Here is a 23,357-nt window from a genome sequence, read left to right as displayed (position 1 = left end):
AACGGCGCCGAAGCGCCGTGTCCCAGTTGGGAGAGGGGGAGGAACCTGATTCCGCTTACATGCTGCGGCGATACTGGCCGCCGACCTTGTACAGCGCGTCGGTGATCTGGCCCAGCGAGCAGTAGCGCACCGCGTCGACCAGCACCTCGAAGACGTTGGTGTTGTCGATGACCGCCTGCTGCAGCCTGGCCTGCCACTTGGGCGCCTCGGCCTTGTTGCGGGCGTGGAAGTCGGCGAGGCGCTTGAGCTGGCCCTGCTTTTCTTCCTCGGTCGAACGCGCGAGCTCGATCTCCTGCTGCGCCTGGCCCTTCGGGTTGAGGAAGGTGTTCACGCCGATGATCGGGTAGGAGCCGTCGTGCTTCTTGTGCTCGTAGTAGAGCGACTCCTCCTGGATCTTGCCGCGCTGGTAGCCCGTTTCCATCGCGCCGAGCACGCCGCCGCGGGAAGCGATGGCCTCGAACTCCTTGAGCACCGCCTCTTCGACGAGGTCGGTGAGTTCCTCGATGATGAAGGCGCCCTGGTTCGGGTTCTCGTTCTTGGCCAGGCCCCACTCGCGGTTGATGATCAGCTGGATCGCCATCGCACGACGCACGGACTCTTCGGTCGGCGTGGTGATCGCCTCGTCGTAGGCGTTGGTGTGCAGCGAGTTGCAGTTGTCGTAGATCGCGATCAGCGCCTGCAGCGTGGTGCGGATGTCGTTGAAGTCCATCTCCTGCGCGTGCAGCGAGCGGCCCGAGGTCTGCACGTGGTACTTCAGCTTCTGGCTGCGCTCGTTGGCACCGTACTTGTTCTTCATCGCCACCGCCCAGATGCGGCGGGCGACGCGGCCGATCACCGAGTACTCCGGGTCCATGCCGTTGCTGAAGAAGAACGACAGGTTGGGCGCGAAGTCGTCGATGTGCATGCCGCGCGCGAGGTAGGACTCGACGTAGGTGAAGCCGTTCGACAGCGTGAACGCGAGCTGCGAGATCGGGTTCGCGCCGGCCTCGGCGATGTGGTAGCCCGAGATCGACACCGAGTAGAAGTTCTGCACCTTGTTATGGACGAAGAACTCCTGAATGTCGCCCATCATCTTGAGCGCGAACTCGGTGCTGAAGATGCAGGTGTTCTGGCCCTGGTCTTCCTTCAGGATGTCGGCCTGCACGGTGCCGCGCACGGTCGACAGCGTCCACGCCTTGATCTTGGCGTACTCGTCCTCGGTCGGATCGCGGCCGTTGTCGGCCTTGAACTTGGCGATCTGCTGGTCGAGCGCGGTGTTGAAGAAGAAGGCGAGGATGATCGGCGCCGGGCCGTTGATCGTCATCGACACCGAGGTGGTCGGCGCGCACAGGTCGAAGCCGTCGTACAGCACCTTCATGTCGTCGAGGGTGGCGATCGACACGCCGGAGTTGCCGATCTTGCCGTAGATGTCCGGACGCAGGTCGGGGTCGCAGCCGTACAGGGTCACCGAGTCGAAGGCGGTCGACAGGCGATGCGCCGGCATGCCTTCGGACACCTTCTTGAAGCGGCGGTTGGTGCGGAAGGCGTCGCCCTCGCCCGCGAACATGCGGGTCGGGTCCTCGCCCTCGCGCTTGAACGCGAACACGCCGGCGGTGTAGGGGAAGGAGCCGGGGACGTTCTCCTTCATCAGGAACTTGAGCGTCTCGCCTTCGTCCTCGAAGTTGGGCAGCGCGACCTTGCGGATCTTGCTACCCGACAGCGAGGTGTGGGTGAGCTGGGTGCGGATCTCCTTGTCGCGGATCTTCACCACGTACTCGTCGGCGGCGTACAGGGCCTTCTCGGTCGGCCACTGCTCGAGCAGCTTCTTCGCCGCCGGGGTCAGCTCGCCGTCCTTCCAGTCGATCAGCTCGGCAAACGAGCCGGCATCCTTGCCGCACTGCTCGAACAGGCCCTTGGCGATCTTCAGCGACTGACGCTCGCGCGCGACGCGGGCCTGCTGCTCGATGTGCTTGTGATAGCCGCGCACGGTGTCGGCGATCTCGGCCAGGTAGCGGATGCGCTCGGCGGGGACGATGGCGCGACCTTCGGACGAGGCCCGCACCTTGACCACCGGCAGCTTGCTCTTGGCGGCCTTGAGGCCCTTGCCCACCAGCGCGGGCAGCACCGCCTGGTAGAGCGCGGTGACGCCGTCGTCGTTGAAGCGCGCGGCCATGGTACCGAACACCGGCATCTCTTCGGGACGCTGGTTGAACAGCTCGCGGTTGCGCTGGTACTGCTTGGCCACGTCGCGCAGCGCGTCCTGCGCGCCCTTGCGGTCGAACTTGTTGATGGCGACGAAGTCCGCGAAGTCGAGCATGTCGATCTTCTCGAGCTGGCTGGCGGCGCCGAACTCGGGGGTCATCACGTACAGCGACAGGTCGACGAAGGGCACGATCGCGGCGTTGCCCTGGCCGATGCCCGAGGTCTCGACGATGACCAGGTCGAAGCCCGCGAGCTTGCACGCGGCGATGACCTCGGGCAGCGCGGCGGAGACTTCCGAGCCGGTGTCGCGGGTGGCGAGCGAGCGCATGTAGATGTTGGCGTGCTCGATCGCGTTCATGCGGATGCGGTCGCCGAGCAGCGCGCCGCCGGTGCGCTTGCGCGAGGGGTCGATGGAGACGATGGCGAGCTTGAGCCTGTCGTCCTGGTCGAGGCGGAAGCGGCGCACCAGCTCGTCGGTCAGCGAGGACTTGCCCGCGCCGCCGGTGCCGGTGATGCCCAGGGTCGGGACCTTGGTCTTGGCCGCGGCGTCGATCAGCGCCTTCTTGACGTCGTCGCCATAGCCGCCGTTCTCGAGCGCGGTGATGATCTGCGCCAGCGCGCGACGGTCACCCGCGGCGAGCGCCTTGAGCACCGCGTCGGCCTTCTGCGGCGCGGCCTTGGTGACGTCGACGTCGCAGCGCTCGACGACACTGTTGATCATGCCCTGCAGGCCCATCTTGGCACCGTCTTCCGGCGAGAAGATGTGGGTGACGCCGTATTCGTGCAGCTCCTTGATCTCGGCCGGCACGATCACGCCGCCACCGCCGCCGAAGACCTTGATGTTCTCGCCACCGTTGGCCTTGAGCAGGTCGATCATGTACTTGAAGAACTCGACGTGGCCGCCCTGGTAGCTGGTGATCGCGATGCCCTGCACGTCTTCCTGCAGCGCGGCATTGACGATCTCGCCGACCGAGCGGTTGTGGCCGAGGTGGATGACCTCGGAGCCGGTCGACTGCAGGATGCGACGCATGATGTTGATCGAGGCGTCGTGGCCATCGAACAGCGCCGCTGCGGTGACGAAACGCACCTTGTTCTTCGGCTTGTAGGGCGAGAGCTTGTGCGCAACGCTCAGGTCGGTCATGTCGGTCGTCTCCGGTTGGATAGGGGGCCAATGGGCTAACTCTGCAATCTTAGAAGCCTGCGAACCCGATTGCCATTGCGCTTGCGGACGCCGATCATGCAAAATCCGCCAATCGATACCTTGTCCAGGGTCGTCGCCCCCATAATGCGATCCGGCATTCCGAATCCTCATCGCCGTGTGCCGCAGGGAAACGCGACGGCACCGCTCCTGCCGATGCCCAGCCCCTCGATGCCGACCAAGCCCGCACCCGGCGCAAGCCGCCCGCGCCGCGGCCGCGCCACGGTCGCCCCCGGTTTCGTCACCGGCATGCTCGCCGGCCTCGTCCGGCGCGGCCAGGACCCCGCCCCGCTGCTGGCGCGCGCAGGCATCGACATTGCAGATGCGGCCAGCCGGATCCCGGTCGAGCGCTACGCCCTGCTCTACAACCTGTGCGTCGAAGCGCTCGATGACGAAGCCTTCGGCCTGCTGCCGCAAGCCATGCCGGCGGGCAGTTTCGAGTTCCTGTGCCGCGCGATGCTGGGTGCGCCCACGCTCGGCGAAGCGCTTGCGCGCGCGATCCGCTTCCTGCGCATCGTGCTCCCGGCCTTCCGCATCGAACTGCAGCGCAACGGCCCGCGCGCCGAACTCGTGATCGACGACGCGGGCAGCCTCGGCGAGGCGCGCGATGCGCCGGCGCGGGTGTTCGCCTACGAATGGCTGCTGCGCCTGCTGCACGGGGTGGCGAGCTGGTTCGTCGGCCGTGGCCTGGCGCTGGACGCGGTCGCCTTCCCCTACGCCCGCCCGCCCCACGCCGACGACTACGCGCTGGTGTACACCGAGCATTCGAGCTTCGAGGCTGCGCGCCTGGCCGCCCGCCTGCAGGCCAACCTGCTCGACCTGCCGCTGCGCCGCGACGACGCCGCGCTCGCCGGATTCCTCGACGGCGCCCCGGGCAAGATCACCATGCTGTACCGGCGCGACCGCGAGATGGTGTTCCGCGTCCGCGACCTGCTGCGCGCCGCCCTGCCGACCAACCTCGCGCTCGAGGAGGTGGCGGACCGGCTGCACCTGTCGCCACGCACCCTGCACCGCCGGCTGGAGGAAGAAGGTGCGAGCTTCCGCACCATCAAGGAGGCCACCCGGCGGGACATCGCCTACGCCCGCCTGACCAAGACCACGCAGTCGATCGCGCGCATCGCCGCCGACCTCGGCTACGCGGACACCTCGACCTTCTACCGCGCCTTCGTGTCCTGGTCCGGGGTGTCGCCGGAGCGCTTCCGCCAGCAACTGGCGCAGCACCAACCCTCCTCTGCGCGCACGGACGAGCAGCAGACGCCGGACGCCTGATCGCACGACCTGCCCAGCACGGCCCTGGAAGGCGCTCGGAGACACACTCCGTTGACGTCAACGTCATGTATTCGCCACCATCCGCCGCGCGAGGGAAAACCGCGCTGCCCCGCAGCCGGTCTTTGTGCAAAGATCGCACCGACAAATACGAAGCTGGAGACCGCCACCGATGGCGAAAGCCGAACAGGAAGGCATGCCCTATACCGCCCTGTCGCCCGAGCAGCGTCGGCGCTACGACCTGCTGCTCGCCGGACTGGATCTGCTCGACCAGGCGATCGCGGTATTCGACGCCACGCCCAAGCTGGTGACCTGGAACAAGGCCATGCTGCGCCTGCTCGATTTTCCGGAGTCGATGGTGCGCGTCGGCACTCCCTTCGAGGATTTCGCGCGCTTCAACGCCGAGCGCGGCGAATACGGCCCGGGCGACGTCGACACCCTGGTGCGCCAGCGTGTCGCCGCCGCGCGCAGCTTCCAGCCGCACTACGTCGAGCGCGCCCGCCCCAATGGCCGCATTCTGGCGGTGCGCGGCGTACCGATCCCCAACCTCGGCTTCGTGTCGCTGTGGACCGACATCACCGAGCAGCGCCGCTACGCCGAGGTCATCGAGCAGCAGAACGCCCAGCTCGAAGCCCGCGTGCGCGAACGCACCGCCGAGCTCGAAGCCGCCAATGCGCGCCTCGCCCAGGCCAACATCGAGATCGATGACATCGCCGCGGCGCTGCGCCGCAGCGAGAACCGGCTGCAGCTGATCATCGACTCGATCCCGGCGCTGATCGCCTACATCGACCACGACGAGATCTACCGCTTCGCCAACAAGGGCTATGCCGACTGGTTCGGGCTGACCAAGGATGCGATCCCGGGGCGCAGCATCCGCGAGGTCCTCGGTGACGAGACCTACGAGCAGATCCACCCACACCTCGATCGCGCCCGCCAGGGCGAGCAGGTGAGCTACGAATACGCGCGCCAGCTCGCCAACGGTCAGACCGTACACGCGCGCAGCGTGCTGGTGCCCGAACGCACGCCCGAGGGACTCACGGTCGGTTTCTTCGTGATGTCGATCGACATCACCGAACAGAAGGCCAGCCAGGCCGCGCTGGTGCAGGCACAGAAGATGGAGGCGGTGGGCCAGCTCACCGGCGGCCTCGCCCACGACTTCAACAACCTGCTCACCATCATCATCGGCAACCTCTCCGCACTCCAGCAACGCATCGGCAGCGGCACCGGCGCGGAGTTCGTCGACCCCTCGCTGCAGGCCGCCCGCCGCGGCGCCGAGCTGATCCGCCGCCTCCTCACCTTTTCCCGCCGCCAGACGCTGGAACCGACGGCGGTGGAGGTCGGCGCGCTGGTGCGCAACATGACCCACCTGCTCGCGCGCACGCTGGGCGAGACGATCCGCATCCACCTGCGCCTGCCCGACGCCCCCCTGCATGCGCTGGCCGATCCGCACCAGCTCGAGAACGCGATCCTCAACCTCGCGATCAACGCCCGCGACGCCATGCCCGAAGGCGGCGAGCTGACGATCGCGGTGGTGCTGCGCCACCTCGATCCGGCGCTCGCCAGGGTCGGCGAGGTGCCGCCAGGCGACTACGTGCAGATCGACGTCGGCGACACCGGTAAGGGCATCGAGCCCGCCGTTCTGCAGCGCGTGTTCGAGCCCTTCTTCACCACCAAGCCCTTCGGTGGCGGCAGCGGGCTGGGGCTGTCGATGGTGTATGGCTTCGTGCGCCAGTCGGGCGGCAACGTGCGCATCCGCAGCACGCCGGGGCTCGGCACCCATGTGCGCTTCGTGCTGCCGGTCGCGGATCCCCACGAACGCAGCGCCGCTCCCCTGCACATCGGGCCCGCCCTGCAGCCGGCGCTCGACGGTCCGGTGCTGCTGGTCGAGGACGAGCCGGAGGTGCGCAAGGTCCTGCGCATGCAGCTGACCGGGCTCGGCTATCCAGTCATCGAGGCGGCCGACGGCGTCGAGGCCCTCGCCCTGCTCGAGAACATCGACGACATCGCCCTGCTGGTCAGCGACACGGTGATGCCGGGCGGCATCGGCGGACGCGAACTCGCACGGCGCGCACGCGCGCTCCGCCCGCAGCTGCCGATCCTGCTCGTCACCGGCTACGCCAGCGACAGCAGCCCGATCGAAGGCCTGCCCGACGACGTGCCCACACTGCGCAAGCCCTTCGACCAGCAGGCGCTCGCTGCCGTACTTTCCACCCTGCTCAATGCCACACCCGCCAAGGAGGCCCCGCCACAATGCCCCTGAGCCCGTCCGAGATGTCCCAGCCCATCCTGTACGTCCTCGAGGACGACGCGGAGATCGCGCGCCTGATCTGCATGAGCCTGGGCGAGTACGGCTTCCGCTGCGAACACGTGGGCACCGGCCGCCAGTTGCTCGCACGCGCGCGCCAGTCACCGCCCGACCTGTGCATCGTCGACCTCGGTCTGCCCGATATGGATGGCATGCAGGTGGTGCGCGAACTGCAGGACGGCAGTCCCTGCGCGGTGCTGATCCTGACCGGACGCAACGACGTCACCGACCGCGTGCTCGGCCTCGAGCTCGGCGCGGACGATTACATCGTCAAGCCCTTCGAGCCGCGCGAGCTGGTCGCGCGGGTGCGCTCGATCCTGCGCCGCTACCAGCGTGCGCCCGCAGCCGAGGCGGCAAGCGAACGCAACAGCGCGCGCTTCGCCGGCTGGACGTTCGACGTCAGCCGCCACGCCCTGACCGCGCCCGACGGGCGCGAGATCTCGCTGTCGGCGGCCGAGGCCGGGCTGCTCTCCACCCTGCTGCGCCGGCCGAACAAGATCCTGTCGCGCGAGCAGCTGCTCGGCGAGCGCGACGTCGATCCCTTCGACCGCAGCATCGACGTGCGCATCTCGCGCCTGCGCCGCAAGCTCGACGACGATCCGCACAATCCGCGCCTGATCAAGACGGTGTACGGCGCGGGCTACCTGTTCTCGGCCCAGGTCGAATGGAAGTGACGGGCTGCGGGACGACATACGGTGCGCGCGTGCCGCGCACTTCTGCCGCCTCGCTGGCTATAATTATGCATTCTTAACTTCAGCCAACCAGGAAGCTGCCATGTCCCAACGCCCGTTCAAGATCCTCGGCATCCAGCAGATCGCCATCGGCGGCCCGAGCAAGGAAAAGCTCAAGACCCTGTGGGTCGACATGCTCGGCCTCGAAGTCACCGGCAATTTCGTCTCCGAACGCGAGAACGTGGACGAGGACATCTGCGCCATGGGCAGCGGCCCGTTCAAGGTCGAGGTGGACCTGATGCAGCCCCTCGACCCCGAGAAGAAGCCGGCGGTGCACACCACCCCGCTCAACCACGTCGGCCTGTGGGTGGACGACCTGCCCAAGGCGGTGGAATGGCTCAGCGCCAACGGCGTGCGCTTCGCCCCGGGCGGCATCCGCCGCGGCGCGGCCGGCTTCGACATCACCTTCCTGCACCCCAAGGGCAACGACGAGTTCCCGATCGGTGGCGAAGGCGTGCTGGTCGAGCTGGTGCAGGCCCCGAAGGAAGTGGTCGACGCCTTCACCCGCCTCGCCGGCAACTGAGACACGCGCCCGACGTGAGGAGGGCAGGTCCTTGCGGGCCTGCCCTCCTTCGTTTCCGTCTCCGGATCCGCGCTCAGAGCGCGGCGACCGAGAACGTGTCGCAGCTGCGCAGTTCCCCGCTCTGCAGGCCGTTGCGGAACCAGCGCACGCGCTGCGCCGCGCTGCCGTGGGTGAAGCTGTCCGGCACCGCGTAGCCCTGGGCCTGCTTCTGCATGCGGTCGTCGCCGACCGCGCTCGCGGCCGCCAGGCCTTCCTCCACGTCTCCGGCCTCCAGCACCTGACGCGAACGATGGGCGTGATGCGCCCACACCCCGGCCAGACAGTCGGCCTGCAGTTCGAGCCGCACCGACAGCAGGTTGGCCTCACGCTCGGACACGCGCTGGCGCGCCTGCTGCACCTTGTCGGAGATGCCGAGCAGGTTCTGCACGTGGTGCCCGACCTCGTGTGCGATCACGTAGGCCTGGGCGAAATCCCCCGGCGCGCCGAAGCGGCTGCCGAGCTCGTCGAAGAAGGACAGGTCGAGATAGACCTTGCCGTCGGCCGGGCAGTAGAACGGGCCCATCGCCGCCTGGCCGACCCCGCAGGCGCTGCGGGTGGCGCCGGTGTAGAGCACCATCGCCGGCTCCCGGTATTGCGCGCCGCCGGCCTTGAAGATCGGCCCCCAGGTGTCCTCGGTGTCGGCCAGCACCATCGCCACGAAGCGCGCCATATCGTCCTCGGCCGCCGGACGCGGCTGGCCGGGCCGGGTGGACTCGACCGCCGGCGGCGCCATGACCTCGGAGGTGTTGAGCACCACGCTCGGATCGATGCCGAAATACATCGCGATCAGCGCCAGCACGATGGTGCCGATGCCGATCTTGCCACCGCCCCCCAGCCTTCGCCCGCCTTGCCCGCGTCGATCCTCGACATTGCGACTTTCCCTGCCGTTGCGGAAATCCATGACCGCTGCTCCAAGCGCAAATCGATGATTCGATCATAGCAGGCCGAAAAGCAGAGGGGCCCGCATCGGCGGGCCCCTGCTCGGTGCGCGTGCCCCCGCTTCAGGCGGCGGCCAGGCGATCCTCGCGGATGGCGTCGTATTCGTCCTGCCAGAACCACTTCTCCTCGCCGAAGGCGGGAACGAGCTGGTCGAGCCAGGTCGCCTGGTCGTCGTACCTGGCGAAGAACGGGCGCTGCACCCAGTCGGGGTTGCGGCCCTGGATGAAGCGCAGCACGAACACCTTCTCGCCGGCGATCTCGGTGATGCCCTGGATCTCCACCTTGCCCGGGCTGGCGCTCATGCTCGGGCCGCGCGCGGTGCGGGCGAGGCCCGAGACCTGCTGGATCGCCTGCTGGTAGATCTCCCAGGCGCGCACCAGCGGCACCTCGAAGTAGTTGCGCGCGCCGGTGTCGCGTTCGACGAACATGTAGTACGGCACCAGGCCGAGCTTGACCTCCAGCTTCCACAACTTGGCCCACACTGCCGGGTCGTCGTTGATGTGCGCGATCAGCGGACCCTGGGCGCGGATCACCACGCCGGTGCTGCGGATGCGGCGGATCGCCGCCTGCGCGGCCTCGGTGTCGAGTTCCTTCCAGTGGTTGTAGTGCGCCATCAGCGCGACGTGCTTGCCGGCCTCGACCAGCTGGGTGAGGAGGCGGATCAGGTCGTCGGCATCCTCCGCACCGAGGAAGCGGTGCGGCCAGAAGGTCAGCGCCTTGGAGCCGATGCGGATGGTCTGGATGTGGTCGAACTCGGGCTGCAGCAGCGGCTCGAGGTAGTCGCGCAGGTGGCGCGTCTTCATCACCATCGGATCGCCGCCGGTGACCAGCAGGTCGGTGACCTCGGTGTGCTTGCGCAGGTAGTCGTGCAGCTCGCGCGCCTCGGACGAGGCGATGCGCAGTTCCTTGTCGCCCACGAACTGCGCCCAGCGGAAGCAGAAGGTGCAGTAGCTGTGGCAGGTCTGGCCCTGGCTGGGGAAGAACAGCACCGTCTCGCGGTACTTGTGCTGCATGCCGTCGAGGCGTCGGCCGTGCTCGTCGCGCGGCATGTTCATCTCCATCTGGTCGGCCGGATGCGGGTTGAGGGCATGGCGGACCTCGTCGATCGCGCGCTCGAGCTCGTCCTTGGGCACGTCGGCGCGGATCAGCCCGGCGATGCGCTCGTAGTGCTCGGGCGCGAGCATGCCGCGCTGCGGGAAGGTGAGCTGGAAGATCGGGTCGGCCGGGACCTTCGCCCAGTCGATCAGCTCCTCGATCACGTACTGGTTGACACGGAAGGGCAGCACCGACGAGACGACCTTCATCTCGAAGCGCTGCTCCGGGGAGAGCCGGGCAAGCTGCGGGATGCGATCGAGGTCGCGCTGGGTATGGACCTTGAATGGCACGGGGGCGAACAGGCCGGCGCCGTCCTCCGGGGCCTCCACATGGGTGTTAAGGGCCTTGAGAGCATGCACTTGAGCGCTCATGAAACGTCCTCCTCGTCTGTCTTCATATCTGCCGGGGCGGCGTGCACGCGTCGCCCACGGTGCCGCGGCCGGGCGCTGGGGTTTCAGCACAGGCGATCATCGGCAGTCTTGTGGACGGGCCCCGGAGGGTGAGTACGGCTGCGCTGCAGCCCCGGGCCCGGATTGCGGCGCCCAGGAAGCGGGCGCCGGGTGGCAAACCGATGATAGGCCACCAATTTGTTTTGTGCAAATACGAAAGGCGGCAGAGGGCAAAGTTCGCGCTCACCTCCGGCGGATACGCATCGGCGCCGCGCCCCGCCCGGCGCCGGAAAAAAAGAGGCCTGCTTGCGCAGGCCTCGTGCCGACAGGCACCCGGGCCGAGGCCCGGGTCTCCCTCCCCATCGATCAAAACGGTTTCCGGATGGCGATCACTCGAACTCGATGATGACTTCGTCCACCGACAGGCTGGCGCCCGGCTTGGCGACGATCTTCTTGACCTTGCCGTCCTGCTCGGCCTTGAGCACGTTCTCCATCTTCATCGCTTCGATGATGGCGAGCTTCTCGCCGGCCTTGACGTCCTGACCTTCGCTCACCGCGATCTCGCGCAGCAGGCCGGGCATCGGCGACAGCAGGAACTTGGACAGGTCGGGCGGCAGCTTCTCCGGCATCAGCGACAGCAGATGGGCGGCGCGCACGGTCATCACGATCGGCTCGACCTGCAGGCCGAAGTGCGAGATGCGGTAGCGCAGGCCGCGGCGCTCGATCTGCAGTCCGATCGGCGCGCCGTTGACGGTGCCGCTGAACAGCAGCTCGCCGAACTTCCAGTCCGAGACGATGTTGTAGGTCTTGCCCTCGTGGGTGACGGCGAGCCCGCCTTCGATCGGGCGGGTGCTCATCGCGTACTGCCTGCCGCCCATGACGACGACCCACTCCGAGGCCACCTTGCGGCCGTGGCCGGCGAGTTGACCTTCGATCTGCACCGCGCGCTCGATGTAGCGCATGCGGGCGAACGTGGCGACGGCGGCGAGCAGCGCCGGATCGTCGTGCGGAACCATCGAGGCGTCGAAGCCCTTCGGATACTCCTCGGCGATGAAGCCGGTGTTGAAGTGGCCCGAGCAGAAGCGCGGGTGCTGCAGCAGTGCAGCCTGGAAGGGAATGTTGGAGCTGATGCCGCGGATGACGAAGCCGTTGAGGGCGTCGCGCATGCGCTCGATGGCATCCTGGCGGTCCTTGCCGTGCACGATGAGCTTGGCGATCATCGAATCGTAGAACATCGAGATCTCGCCGCCCTCATACACGCCGGTGTCGACGCGCACGCCGTTGCCTTCGGCCGGGGGCAGGAACTTGATCAGGCGGCCGGTGGAGGGCAGGAAGCCGCGGAACGGGTCTTCGGCATTGATGCGGCACTCCATCGACCAGCCGTCGATCCTGACGTCGGCCTGGGTGAGCGGCAGCTTTTCGCCGTAGGCCACGCGGATCATCTGCTCGACGAGGTCCAGCCCGGTGATGAGCTCGGTGACCGGGTGCTCGACCTGCAGGCGGGTGTTCATCTCGAGGAAGTAGAACTCCTTGGTCGCGCCGCTGACCACGAACTCGACCGTACCGGCCGACTCGTAGTTCACCGCACGCGCCAGGGCCACGGCCTGCTCGCCCATCGCACGGCGCATCTCGGGATCGACGAAGGGGCTCGGCGCCTCCTCGATGACCTTCTGGTGGCGGCGCTGGATCGAGCAATCGCGCTCGTTCAGATACACGTAGTTGCCGTGCGCGTCGCCCAGCACCTGGATCTCGATGTGGCGCGGCTCGAGCACGTACTTCTCGATGAACACGCGGTCGTCGCCGAAGGCGTTGCGGGCCTCGTTGACGCAGGAGCTGAAGCCCTCGTGCGCTTCCTTGTCGTTGAAGGCCACGCGCAGACCCTTGCCGCCACCGCCGGCCGAGGCCTTGATCATCACCGGGTAGCCGATCTTCTTCGCGATCTCGACCGCCTCGTCCGGCCCCGAAATCGCGTCGTTGTAGCCGGGGATGGTGTTCACACCGGCAGCGATCGCGAGCTTCTTCGACTCGATCTTGTCGCCCATCTTGGCGACCGAGTAATGCTTCGGGCCGATGAACTTGATGCCCTCCTCCTCGAGGCGGCGCGAGAACTCGGCGTTCTCCGACAGGAAGCCGTAGCCCGGGTGCACCGCCTCGGCGCCGGTCTGCTTGCAGGCGGCGATGATCTTATCGATGACCAGGTAGGATTCCTTCGAGGGCGCCGGGCCGATGCACACGGCCTCGTCGGCCATCTCCACGAACAGCGCGTTCTTGTCCGCCTCGGAATGCACCGCGACGGTCTTGATGCCCATCTTGCGGGCGGTCTTGATGACGCGGCAAGCGATCTCGCCACGGTTGGCAATCAGGATCTTCTTGAACATGTATGTAGTCCTCGTGCGCGGATCAGAGCGGGATGTTGCCGTGCTTGCGCCACGGGTTGTCGAGCTGCTTGTCGCGCAACATGGCCAGCGAGCGGCAGATGCGCTTGCGGGTGTTGTGCGGCATGACCACGTCGTCGATGAAGCCGCGGCTGGCGGCGACGAAGGGGTTGGCGAAACGGGCCTTGTATTCGGCTTCGCGCTGGGCGAGCTTCTCGGGGTCGCCCTTCTCTTCGCGGAAGATGATCTCGACCGCGCCCTTGGCGCCCATCACCGCGATCTCGGCGCTCGGCCACGCGAGGTTGACGTCGCCACGCAGGTGCTTGGACGACATCACGTCGTAGGCACCGCCGTAGGCCTTGCGGGTGATCAGGGTGACCTTGGGCACCGTGCATTCGGCGTAGGCGTAGAGCAGCTTGGCGCCGTGCTTGATGATGCCGCCGTATTCCTGCGCGGTGCCGGGCATGAAGCCGGGAACGTCGACCAGGGTGACGACCGGGATGTTGAAGGCGTCGCAGAAGCGCACGAAGCGGGCGGCCTTGATCGAGCTCTTGATGTCGAGGCAGCCGGCCAGCACCAGCGGCTGGTTGGCGACGATGCCCACCGGCGAGCCTTCCATGCGCGCCAGGCCGATGATGATGTTCTTGGCGTAGTCGGGCTGCAGCTCGAAGAAGCCGCCGTCATCGACCATCTTGAAGATGAGTTCCTTCATGTCGTACGGCTGGTTCGGGTTCTCCGGCACCAGGGTGTCGAGCGACATGTCGATGCGGTCGGCAGAATCGGCGCACGGGATCGCGGGCGGCTTCTCGCGGTTGCTGGAGGGCAGGAAGCCGACCAGGCGGCGGGTCATCATCAGCGCCTCGACGTCGTTCTCGAAGGCGAGGTCGGCGACGCCGGACTTGGTGTTGTGGGTGATCGCGCCGCCGAGCTCCTCGGCGGTGACTTCCTCGTGGGTCACGGTCTTCACGACTTCGGGACCGGTCACGAACATGTAGGACGAATCCTTGACCATGAAGATGAAGTCGGTCATCGCCGGGCTGTACACCGCGCCGCCGGCGCAGGGGCCCATGATCAGCGAGATCTGCGGGATGACGCCGGAGGCCAGCACGTTGCGCTGGAACACGTCGGCGTAGCCGCCGAGCGAGTCGACGCCTTCCTGGATGCGGGCGCCGCCCGAGTCGTTGAGGCCGATCACCGGGGCGCCGACCTTCATCGCGTGGTCCATGACCTTGCAGATCTTCTCGGCGTGGGTCTCGGACAGCGAGCCGCCGAACACGGTGAAGTCCTGCGAGAACACGAACACCAGGCGGCCGTTCACGGTGCCGTAGCCGGTCACCACGCCGTCACCGGGGATGTGCTCGGCGTCCATGCCGAACTCGGTGCAGCGGTGCTCCTTGTACATGTCCCACTCTTCGAAGCTGTCGTCGTCGAGCAGCAGTTCGATGCGCTCGCGCGCGGTGAGCTTGCCCTTGCGGTGCTGCGCGTCGATGCGCTTCTGGCCGCCCCCGAGGCGGGCCAGTTCGCGCTTCTGCTCGAGCTGGCGAATGATGTCTTGCATGAGTTTGATCTCCTGTCAGATCTCGGTTTCGGCCGGCTGTCGCGGCAGTCGGCCCTGTTCGTTGGACTGGAGGTGGCCGAGCAGCCGGAAGGCCGCGGCCGCGGGCGTGCTGGCGCCCTCCTCGACCGCGCGCGCGAGGGCGGGAAGCTCCTCGCGCACGCGGGGGTGGCTGCGGAAACGGCTGCGCAGCCCGGAATCGATCATTTCCCACATCCAGGCGAGCGCCTGGTGGCGACGCTTGGCGGCGAACTCGCCGGTGGCGCCGAGCGCCTCGCGGTAGTCGCTCACCGCCTTCCAGAAGTCGGCGATGCCCTGCTTGTGCAGCGCCGACAGGGTGAGCACCGGGACCGTCCAGTTGGGGCTGGCCGGGCGCAGCATGTGCAGCGCGGTCTTGATCTGCGCCTTGGCGCGCATCGCCGCGCCGGCGTCGATGTCGGCCTTGTTGATGACGATCAGGTCGGCGATCTCCATGATCCCCTTCTTGATCGCCTGCAGGTCGTCGCCGGCGTTGGGCAGCTGCAGCAGGCAGAAGATGTCGGTCATGCCGGCGACCGCGGTCTCGGACTGCCCGACGCCGACGGTCTCGACGATGATGACGTCGAAGCCCGCAGCCTCGCACACCAGCATGGTCTCGCGCGTCTTTTCCGCCACGCCGCCCAGGCTGCACGCCGAGGGGCTGGGGCGGATGAAGGCGGCGGGATTCTGTGACAGCAGTTCCATGCGCGTCTTGTCGCCGAGGATGGAGCCGCCCGTCACCGACGACGACGGATCCACCGCCAGCACCGCGACGCGCAGGCCCTGCTCGATCAGGTACAGCCCGAGCGCCTCGATGAAGGTCGACTTGCCCACCCCCGGCACGCCCGAGATGCCCACCCGCATCGCCCCGCCGGTGTGCGGCAGCAGCGCCTCGAGCACCTGCTGCGCACGCGCCTTGTGGTCCTCGCGCTGCGACTCGATCAGCGTGATGGTCTTGGCGAGCGGGCGCAGCTGGCGCGCGAGCACGCCGTCGACCAGCGCCTGATCGGCGGTATCGAGCACGCTCATCAGGCCTTGGCGCGCGCGGCGCGGATCTGCTTCAGCACCTCGCGCGCGGCGACCGGGATCGGCGTGCCGGGACCGAAGATTCCCTTCGCGCCGGCGGCGTAAAGGGTGTCGTAGTCCTGGGCCGGGATCACGCCGCCGACGAAGGTGATGATGTCGTCGGCGCCGAGGCGCTTGAGCTCGTTGACGATCTGCGGCACCAGGGTCTTGTGGCCGGCGGCGAGGCTGGAGCAGCCCACCGCATGGACGTCGTTCTCGACCGCGTGGCGGGCCGCTTCCTCCGGCGTTTGGAAGAGCGGGCCGATGTCGATGTCGAAGCCGAGGTCGGCGAAGGCCGAGGCCACCACCTTGGCGCCGCGGTCGTGGCCGTCCTGGCCGAGCTTGGCGATCATCACGCGCGGGCGGCGCCCCTCTTCGGCGATGAAGGCCTCGATGTCGGCCTTCAGGGCCTTCCAGTCTTCCTGTTCTTCCACGACGGCTCCATACACGCCGGACACGGCTTGCGGGTTCGCACGGTAGCGGCCGAAGACGACTTCGAGCGCATCGGACACCTCGCCCACGGTGGCGCGCAGGCGGATGGCCTTGACGGTCAGGTCGAGCAGGTTGCCCTGGCCGGTCTTCGCGCATTCGGTCAGCGCGGCCAGCGCGGCATCGACTGCGGCCTGGTCGCGCATCTTGCGCACGCGCGCCAGGCGCTCGATCTGCGCCTCGCGCACCGCATGGTTGTCGATGTCGAGGATCTCGATCGGGTCTTGCTTGGCGAGCTTGTACTTGTTGACGCCGACGATGACGTCCTTGCCCGAGTCGATGCGCGCCTGCTTGTCGGCGGCGCACTCCTCGACCTTCATCTTGGCCCAGCCGGACTCGACCGCCTTGGTCATGCCGCCCATGGCCTCGATCTCCTCGATCAGCGCCCAGGCCTTGTCGGCCATGTCCTGGGTGAGCTTCTCCATCATGTAGGAGCCGGCCCAGGGATCGACCACGTTACAGATGTGGGTCTCTTCCTGGATGATGATCTGCGTGTTGCGCGCGATGCGGGCGGAGAACTCGGTGGGGAGCGCGATGGCTTCGTCGAGCGCGTTGGTGTGCAGCGACTGGGTGCCGCCGAACACCGCGGCCATCGCCTCGATCGTGGTGCGCACCACGTTGTTGTACGGGTCCTGCTCGGTGAGCGACCAGCCCGACGTCTGCGAGTGCGTGCGCAGCATCATCGACTTCTGGCTCTTGGGGTTGAACTGCTTCATGAGCCGCCACCACAGCAGACGCGCGGCGCGCATCTTGGCGATCTCGAGGTAGAAGTTCATGCCCACCGCCCAGAAGAAGGACAGTCGGCCGGCGAAGGTGTCGACGTCCATGCCGGAGTTGATGCCGGTACGCACGTATTCCACGCCATCCGCCAGCGTGAAGGCCAGTTCGATCGCCTGGTTCGCGCCCGCTTCCTGGATGTGATAGCCGGAGATCGAGATGCTGTTGAACTTCGGCATGTGCTGCGCGGTGTAGCCGAAGATGTCGGCGATGATCTTCATCGACGGGGTGGGCGGATAGATGTAGGTGTTCCGCACCATGAATTCTTTGAGGATGTCGTTCTGGATCGTGCCCGAGAGCTTGTCCTGGGCGACGCCCTGCTCCTCGGCGGCGACGATGTAGCCGGCGAGGATGGGCAGCACGGCACCGTTCATGGTCATCGACACCGAGACCTTGTCGAGCGGAATGCCGTCGAACAGGATCTTCATGTCCTCGACCGAGTCGATCGCCACGCCGGCCTTGCCGACGTCGCCGGTGACGCGCGGATGGTCGGAGTCGTAGCCGCGGTGGGTGGCGAGGTCGAAGGCGACCGACACGCCCTGGCCGCCGGCGGCGAGCGCCTTGCGGTAGAAGGCGTTGGATTCTTCCGCGGTGGAAAAACCGGCGTACTGGCGGATGGTCCACGGCTTGACCGCGTACATGGTAGGCTGCGGCCCGCGCACGAAGGGCTCGAAGCCGGGCAGCGTGTCGGCATGCTGCAGGCCTTCGGTGTCGGCTTTGGTGTACAGCGGCTTGACAGTCAGGCCCTCGGGCGTGATCCAGTTGAGCTTGTCGAGGTCACCGCCGGGCGCCTGCTTGGCGGCGGCTTTTTTCCAGGCCTCGAGGTCGGGCTGGGGATAGACGGGCTCGTTGGCGTTCGACATGTGGAACCTCTTGAAATCTGCGGTGGCCTGGGCTGCAGGCGCGAATCGGATTGGAACGTAAGAACAAGCCGTGCTGCGGGTCGCGAACAAGCCCGCGGGCGGCGACTACGCCGCCCGCGGCAATCACCACGGACGGCGGTCGACGCTCCGAACTGCGACGCGCCCCCTCTCTTCCGCCGGGTGTTCCCGGCGCCTCCCATGACGCATCGCGCTGCGGAAGTTGACTTGCTCTGCAGGAAAAATAATACTTTATCCATAATTATGAATGCAATAGGCGCGACAGGCCTTGTCGCTTGCCATCGGCGGGCGCCCGCTCGTGTCCGTCGCCTGCCTCATCCACACCGATTCCGCCCATGAACGCCTCCCGCATCGCTCCGATCGCGCTCTACCAGGAAGTTGCCGAACGCCTGCGCGAGCGGATCTTCTCGCACGAATTGCCGCCCGGAACCTGGGTGGACGAACAGGCGCTGGCCGAGCAGTACGGCATCTCGCGCACCCCGCTGCGCGAGGCACTGAAGGTGCTCGCCTCCGAGGGGCTGGTGACGCTCAAGCCGCGCCGCGGCTGCTACGTCACCGAGATTTCCGAGCGCGACCTCGACGAGGTGTTCAGCGTGATGGCGATGCTCGAGGGCGAATGCGCCCGCCTGTCGGCGACACGCGCGAGCGCGGACGACCTCGCCCGCCTGCGCGCGATCCACGCCGACCTGGAAAAGGCCGCCACCGCATCGGACATCGAGCGCTTCTTCGAGGCCAACCAGGCCTTCCACCTCGCGCTGCAGGAAATCGCCGACAACCGCTGGCTGCTGCACGTCATCGAGGACCTGCGCAAGGTCATCAAGCTCTCGCGCCACCACTCGCTGTTCTCCGAGGGCCGGCTGGAACAGTCGCTCGCCGAGCACCGCGACATCCTGCAGGCCCTGCTCGATCGCGACGGCGCGGGCGCCGAAACCCTGATGCGGAACCACATCCGCAGCGGACGCGCGGCCCTGGCCCGGATCGCCGAGGCGAAGACCCAGGCGGCTTGAGCCCTTTGGCGGCATAAGGCCGCAAGCGCCCTACTCCGCGCCGACCTGCGCCTCGCGGGTGACCAGCACCTGGTCGATGCGGTAGCTGTCGATATCCACCACCTCGAACTTGTAGCCGGCGTAGAGCACGAAATCCGTGCGCTTGGGCACCTTGCGCAGGCGGTACATCAGGAAGCCGGCGACCGTCTCGTAGTTCTGGAAACCCTCGAAGACGTCGATCTCGAGCGCCTGCATGACGTCCTCGATCGGCGTCATGCCGTCGATCAGCCACGAGTTGTCGTCGCGGCGCACGATCAGCTCTTCCTGGAAGGGGCTCACCAGGTCGCCCATCACCGTGCTCATCACGTCCTGCAGCGACAGCAGGCCGACCACCAGCGCGTACTCGTTGAGGATCAGCGCGAAATCCTCCTTGGCGTCGCGGAAGCGCTCCAGCGCCTCGAACAGGCTCAGCGTATCGGGCAGCATCAGCAGCTTGCGCACGATCGGCTGGGTGCGCAGCGACAGGTCCTGGCCCTGCACGATGCGCGGCAGGATGTCCTTGGCGTCGACGTAACCGATCACGCTGTCGATGCCGTCCTCGCACACCGGGAACTTGCCGTGCGGATGGGCGGCGATCTTGCGCCGGATGCTCTCCTCCGACTCGGACAGGGTCAGGAACACGATGCTCTCGCGCGAGGTCATCGCCGAGGGCACGATGCGCGAGTCGAGCTCGAACACGTTGCTGATCAGGTGCTGCTCCTGGCGCAGCAGCGCGCCGGCCTGCGCGCCGGCGTCGGCCATGGCCATGATGTCGTCGGCGGTGATGTCCTCGATGCGGGCGCTGGGCAGCTTGAACCAGCGGAAGAACAGGTCGGCCGCGCCGTTGAAGACCCATACCAGCGGCGCGAACAGCCAGATGCAGGCCTGCATCGGCCGCACCACCGCGACCGCGATGCGCTCGGGCTGCACCATCGCCAGGCGCTTGGGCATCAGGTCGGCAAACAGCACGAACAGCGAGGTCACGAGCACGAAGGACGCGATGAAGGCGACGGTGTCCAGCATCGGTCCGTCGTAAAGCGGACGCAGCAGGCCCTCGACGTAGGGCGACAGCGCCTGCTCGCCGACCACACCGCCGAGGATGGCGACCGCGTTGAGGCCGATCTGCACCACGGTGAAGAAGTTGCCCGGGCTGTCCTGCAGTGCGAGCACGCGCTGCGCATTGACGTGCCCGCCTTCGGCCATCAGCCGCAGCTTGATCTTGCGCGAGGCGGCGAGAGAGATTTCGGAGAGCGAGAAGAAGGCGCTGGCTGCGATCAGCAGCAGGATGACGAACAGCTCGTTGACAGGCACGACGACTCCTTTGGGAGGAAGGTCCCGCCGGAAGGCAAAACCACGGGGCATGACGGTCGAGTCTACCATCCGCCACCTGCGGGCGTTGCAGCCGGGGACCCGCCGCCCTGCGTGTCCGGTGAACGAAAAACCCGCCCGGCGCGGCGCGCGGGGCGGGTTTCGGGGTTCGGCGCGCCAGGCGCCGGACGGGGCGATCAGTGCGACGAGGCGGTCGCGGCACCGACGCCGGTCTGGGCGCGCACGTACTGGTCCTCGAAGGCTTCCTTCTCGGCCTCGGCCACCTTGCTCTTGTCGAGCGTGGAGAACAGCCAGGTCATGAAGAAGGCGATCGGCATCGAGAACAGCGCCGGCTGGGTGTAGGGGAAGATCGCCGAAGCGTTGCCCAGCACATCCACCCACACCGACTTGGACAGCAGCACGAACAGCACCGCGCTGGCCAGGCCGGAGTAGCCGCCCACCAGAGCGCCCTTGGTGGTGAGGCCCTTCCAGTACATCGACAGGATCAGCACCGGGAAGTTGGCCGAAGCCGCCACGCCGAAGGCGAGCGCGACCATGAACGCGATGTTCATCTTCTCGAAGGCCATGCCGAGCAGGACCGCGACCACGCCCAGGCCGATGGTGGCGAACTTCGACACCTTCAGTTCGGTGGCTTCGTTGGCCTTGCCCTTCATGATGACGCGCGAGTAGATGTCGTGCGAGATCGCCGAGGCACCGGCCAGCGCCAGGCCCGCCACCACCGCGAGGATGGTCGCGAAGGCCACCGCCGACAGGAAGCCGAGGAGCAGGTTGCCGCCGACCGCATTGGCCAGGTGCATGGCGATCATGTTGCCGCCGCCGATGACCTTGCCGCCGATCTGTCCGCCTTCGAAGAACTGCGGGTTCTGGCCGACGATGATGATCGCGCACAGACCCATGATGGCGATGACGTTGAAGAAGTAGGCGACGATGCCCGAGGCGTAGAGCACGGACTTGCGCGCTTCCTTGGCGTCGGTCACGGTGAAGAAGCGCATCAGGATGTGCGGCAGGCCGGCGGTGCCGAACATCAGGCCGAGGCCGAGCGAGATCGCGGTGACCGGGTCGGCGAGCAGGCTGCCGGGGTTGAGCAGCTTCTCACCCAGCTTGTGCACTTCCATCGCACGCGTGGTCAGCTCGTCGAACGAGAAGCCGAACTGGCTGAACGCGAGCAGGCCGACCGCGGTGCCGCCGACCAGGAGCATGCAGGCCTTGATGATCTGCACCCAGGTGGTGGCGACCATGCCGCCGAAGGTCACATACACCATCATCAGCGCGCCGACGACGACGAGCGCGATGTTGTAGTCGAGACCGAACAGCAGCTTGATGAGCTGGCCGGCACCCACCATCTGCGCGACGAGGTAGAAGCACACCACGGTCAGCGAGCTCACCGCCGCCATCGTGCGCACCTTGCCCTGGTCGAGGCGGTAGGCGGTGATGTCGGCGAAGGTGAACTTGCCCAGGTTGCGCAGGCGTTCGGCCATCAGGAACAGGATGATCGGCCAGCCCACGAAGAAGGACAGCATGTAGATGTAGGCATCGACACCCTGCGCGTACATCATCGCGGTGAGACCGAGCAGCGTGGCGGCGGACATGTAGTCGCCGGCGATCGCCAGGCCGTTCTGGAAGCCGGTGATGCCACCGCCGGCGGTGTAGAAGTCGGCGGTCGACTTGGTGCGGCTGGCCGCCCAGTAGGTGATGCCCAGGGTCATCAGCACGAACACGAAGAACATGCCGATTGCGTGAAGGTTGAGCGGCTGCTTCTCGGCCGCGTCCATCGCGGGACCGGCGGCGAGCGCGAGCGGGCTGGCGGCCAGGGCCAGCAGGCCGGCGCCGAGACGGGAGTGCATGCGGGCGTTCATCATTTCTCCTCCTTCCACGCGGCCTTGACCAGTTCCTTGTTGATGTCGTCGAACTCGCCATTGGCGCGGCGGACGTACACCAGGGTCAGGACCCAGAAGAAGATGAACTGCAGCAGGCCGGCCAGGATGCCGAAGGTCAGGTTGCTGCCCTCGAACAGACGCTTGCCGATGAGCTCGGGCGCGAACGCCACGAGCAGCACGAAGCCGTAGAAGACGATCAACACGATCGCCGCGAGGATGCCCGCGAAGCGGGTCCGCTTGGCCACCAGTTCCGCGAACCGCGGATTGCGCCTGATGTGCGCATACATCGAGCTAGACACTTTCTCCCTCCCATGGATAAGCAACGCAGAAACGCTAGCCTCCACCCTCCTCCTGTCGACCGGTCCGTCTGACGCGGCGTGTCGATCGGGCGGATGATATATCATTCACAAGACTCCATACATGTCCGTATGGAAAAATTTTATTTATTGAAAAGCCGCCTGCGCATGACCACACGTATCGACCTCGAAATCAGTGCCGGACTCGCCACCGTCACGCTGCACAATCCGGCCAAGCTCAATGCGGTGAACGCCGCGATGTGGCGCGGCCTGTCGTCGGCCATGCGGCAGATCGCGGACACCGACGGCGTGCGCTGCGTGATCCTGCGCGGCGCCGGCGAGGAAGCCTTTGCCGCCGGCGGCGACATCGAGGAATTCCTGCGCGTGCGCGCCACGGTCGACGACGCGCTGCACTACCACGAGGATCTGGTCGCCAGCGCGCTGGACGCGATCCGCGAATGCGCCGTCCCTACCGTGGCCGCCATCCGCGGCGCCTGCGTCGGCGGCGGACTGGAGATCGCCGGCTGCTGCGACATCCGCATCGCCGGCGAGTCCGCGCGTTTCGGCGCGCCGATCAACCGCCTCGGCTTCTCGATGTATCCCGGCGAGATGGCCGGCCTGCTCGCGCTGGTGGGGCCGGCGGTGGTGCTGGAAATCCTGCTCGAGGGCCGCATCCTGTCCGCGCGCGAGGCGCTGCAGAAAGGCCTGCTCTCCCGCGTGGTGGATGACGAGAAGGTATTCGAGGAAGCCGCCGCCTGTGCCGCGCGCATCTGCGCCGGTGCGCCGCTGGTGGCGCGCTGGCACAAGCAGTGGGTGAGACGGCTGATGACCGGCGCGCCGCTGAGCGCGGCGGAGAAACGCGCCGCCTTCGACTTCCTCGCAACCGAGGACTATCGCGAGGGTCTGGATGCCTTCCTCGCCAAGCGCCCCCCGCGGTTCAAGGGCTGCTGAACGGTCGCCGGCGCGGTAAACGACGACGCCCGCTCGGAGCGGGCGTCGGGAGA

General features: G+C 67.1%; 16 protein-coding genes. 6 read left to right on the top strand and 10 right to left on the bottom strand.

Translation table 11 applies throughout. The features are described 5' to 3' along the window. Nucleotides 1–55: 55 nt before the first annotated feature. Nucleotides 56–3,322 (bottom strand): fused isobutyryl-CoA mutase/GTPase IcmF, encoded by a 3,267-nt coding sequence (icmF, locus tag CKCBHOJB_RS04395; RefSeq protein WP_281050810.1) that lies wholly within the window; start codon nt 3,320–3,322, stop codon nt 56–58. Nucleotides 3,323–3,628: 306 nt separating this feature from the next. On the opposite strand from icmF, the gene CKCBHOJB_RS04390 reads away from it, so the two are divergent. The 4 genes from CKCBHOJB_RS04390 (at nt 3,629) to CKCBHOJB_RS04375 (ending at nt 8,204) form a co-directional block, all read left to right on the top strand. After that, nucleotides 3,629–4,648 carry an AraC family transcriptional regulator gene (locus CKCBHOJB_RS04390; RefSeq protein ID WP_281051616.1) on the top strand — a complete coding sequence of 340 codons (1,020 nt, stop codon included), beginning with the start codon at nt 3,629–3,631 and terminating at the stop codon, nt 4,646–4,648. 169 nt (nt 4,649–4,817) lie between these two features. Then, nucleotides 4,818–6,905 carry a PAS-domain containing protein gene (locus CKCBHOJB_RS04385; RefSeq protein WP_281050809.1) on the top strand — a complete coding sequence of 696 codons (2,088 nt, stop codon included), beginning with the start codon at nt 4,818–4,820 and terminating at the stop codon, nt 6,903–6,905. Then, nucleotides 6,896–7,624 (top strand): response regulator transcription factor, encoded by a 729-nt coding sequence (locus tag CKCBHOJB_RS04380; RefSeq protein WP_281050808.1) that lies wholly within the window; start codon nt 6,896–6,898, stop codon nt 7,622–7,624. Before CKCBHOJB_RS04385 ends, CKCBHOJB_RS04380 begins: the two co-directional genes overlap by 10 nt. A gap of 100 nt (nt 7,625–7,724) precedes the next feature. Next, nucleotides 7,725–8,204: a VOC family protein gene (locus CKCBHOJB_RS04375; protein WP_281050807.1), complete on the top strand. Its 480-nt coding sequence runs from the start codon at nt 7,725–7,727 to the stop codon at nt 8,202–8,204. Nucleotides 8,205–8,277: 73 nt separating this feature from the next. Here the strand turns inward: CKCBHOJB_RS04375 and CKCBHOJB_RS04370 are convergent, their stop codons facing one another. The 6 genes from CKCBHOJB_RS04370 to scpA form a co-directional block, all read right to left on the bottom strand. Beyond that, nucleotides 8,278–9,144: a neutral zinc metallopeptidase gene (locus CKCBHOJB_RS04370; RefSeq protein WP_281050806.1), complete on the bottom strand. Its 867-nt coding sequence runs from the start codon at nt 9,142–9,144 to the stop codon at nt 8,278–8,280. A gap of 100 nt (nt 9,145–9,244) precedes the next feature. Then, on the bottom strand, nt 9,245–10,648 hold the full coding sequence (locus tag CKCBHOJB_RS04365; RefSeq protein WP_281050805.1) for a lysine 2,3-aminomutase: 1,404 nt from the start codon (nt 10,646–10,648) through the stop codon (nt 9,245–9,247). Between the two features lie 407 nt (nt 10,649–11,055). Next, nucleotides 11,056–13,044, bottom strand: coding sequence for an acetyl-CoA carboxylase biotin carboxylase subunit (gene accC, locus CKCBHOJB_RS04360; protein WP_281050804.1), 1,989 nt, complete (start codon nt 13,042–13,044; stop codon nt 11,056–11,058). Between the two features lie 22 nt (nt 13,045–13,066). Further along, nucleotides 13,067–14,599 (bottom strand): acyl-CoA carboxylase subunit beta, encoded by a 1,533-nt coding sequence (locus CKCBHOJB_RS04355; protein WP_281050803.1) that lies wholly within the window; start codon nt 14,597–14,599, stop codon nt 13,067–13,069. Nucleotides 14,600–14,614: 15 nt separating this feature from the next. Beyond that, nucleotides 14,615–15,643: a methylmalonyl Co-A mutase-associated GTPase MeaB gene (gene meaB, locus CKCBHOJB_RS04350; RefSeq protein WP_281050802.1), complete on the bottom strand. Its 1,029-nt coding sequence runs from the start codon at nt 15,641–15,643 to the stop codon at nt 14,615–14,617. Beyond that, nucleotides 15,643–17,808 carry a methylmalonyl-CoA mutase gene (gene scpA / locus CKCBHOJB_RS04345; protein WP_281050801.1) on the bottom strand — a complete coding sequence of 722 codons (2,166 nt, stop codon included), beginning with the start codon at nt 17,806–17,808 and terminating at the stop codon, nt 15,643–15,645. Before scpA ends, meaB begins: the two co-directional genes overlap by 1 nt. 353 nt (nt 17,809–18,161) lie before the next feature. Between scpA and CKCBHOJB_RS04340 the strand changes: the two genes are divergently transcribed. After that, on the top strand, nt 18,162–18,833 hold the full coding sequence (locus CKCBHOJB_RS04340; RefSeq protein ID WP_281050800.1) for a GntR family transcriptional regulator: 672 nt from the start codon (nt 18,162–18,164) through the stop codon (nt 18,831–18,833). Between the two features lie 30 nt (nt 18,834–18,863). On the opposite strand, the gene CKCBHOJB_RS04335 is transcribed toward CKCBHOJB_RS04340, so the two are convergent. The 3 genes from CKCBHOJB_RS04335 to CKCBHOJB_RS04325 form a co-directional block, all read right to left on the bottom strand. Beyond that, complete coding sequence (locus CKCBHOJB_RS04335) at nt 18,864–20,162, bottom strand: hemolysin family protein (protein WP_281050799.1); 1,299 nt, start codon at nt 20,160–20,162, stop codon at nt 18,864–18,866. A gap of 194 nt (nt 20,163–20,356) precedes the next feature. Then, nucleotides 20,357–22,036 (bottom strand): cation acetate symporter, encoded by a 1,680-nt coding sequence (locus CKCBHOJB_RS04330; protein WP_281051615.1) that lies wholly within the window; start codon nt 22,034–22,036, stop codon nt 20,357–20,359. After that, entirely contained in the window at nt 22,036–22,344 is a 309-nt protein-coding gene (locus CKCBHOJB_RS04325; RefSeq protein ID WP_004314660.1) for a DUF485 domain-containing protein, read from the bottom strand. The genes CKCBHOJB_RS04330 and CKCBHOJB_RS04325 overlap by 1 nt, the downstream gene beginning before the upstream one ends. Before the next feature lie 177 nt (nt 22,345–22,521). On the opposite strand from CKCBHOJB_RS04325, the gene CKCBHOJB_RS04320 reads away from it, so the two are divergent. Continuing rightward, nucleotides 22,522–23,304, top strand: coding sequence for an enoyl-CoA hydratase-related protein (locus CKCBHOJB_RS04320; RefSeq protein ID WP_281050798.1), 783 nt, complete (start codon nt 22,522–22,524; stop codon nt 23,302–23,304). The last annotated feature ends 53 nt before the right edge of the window (nt 23,305–23,357 follow it).

This window comes from Thauera sp. GDN1, from assembly GCF_029223545.1.
GTDB lineage: Bacteria > Pseudomonadota > Gammaproteobacteria > Burkholderiales > Rhodocyclaceae > Thauera.
The sequence above is the reverse complement of the archived record's forward strand: the minus strand, read 5'-3'. Positions and strand labels throughout refer to the sequence as shown.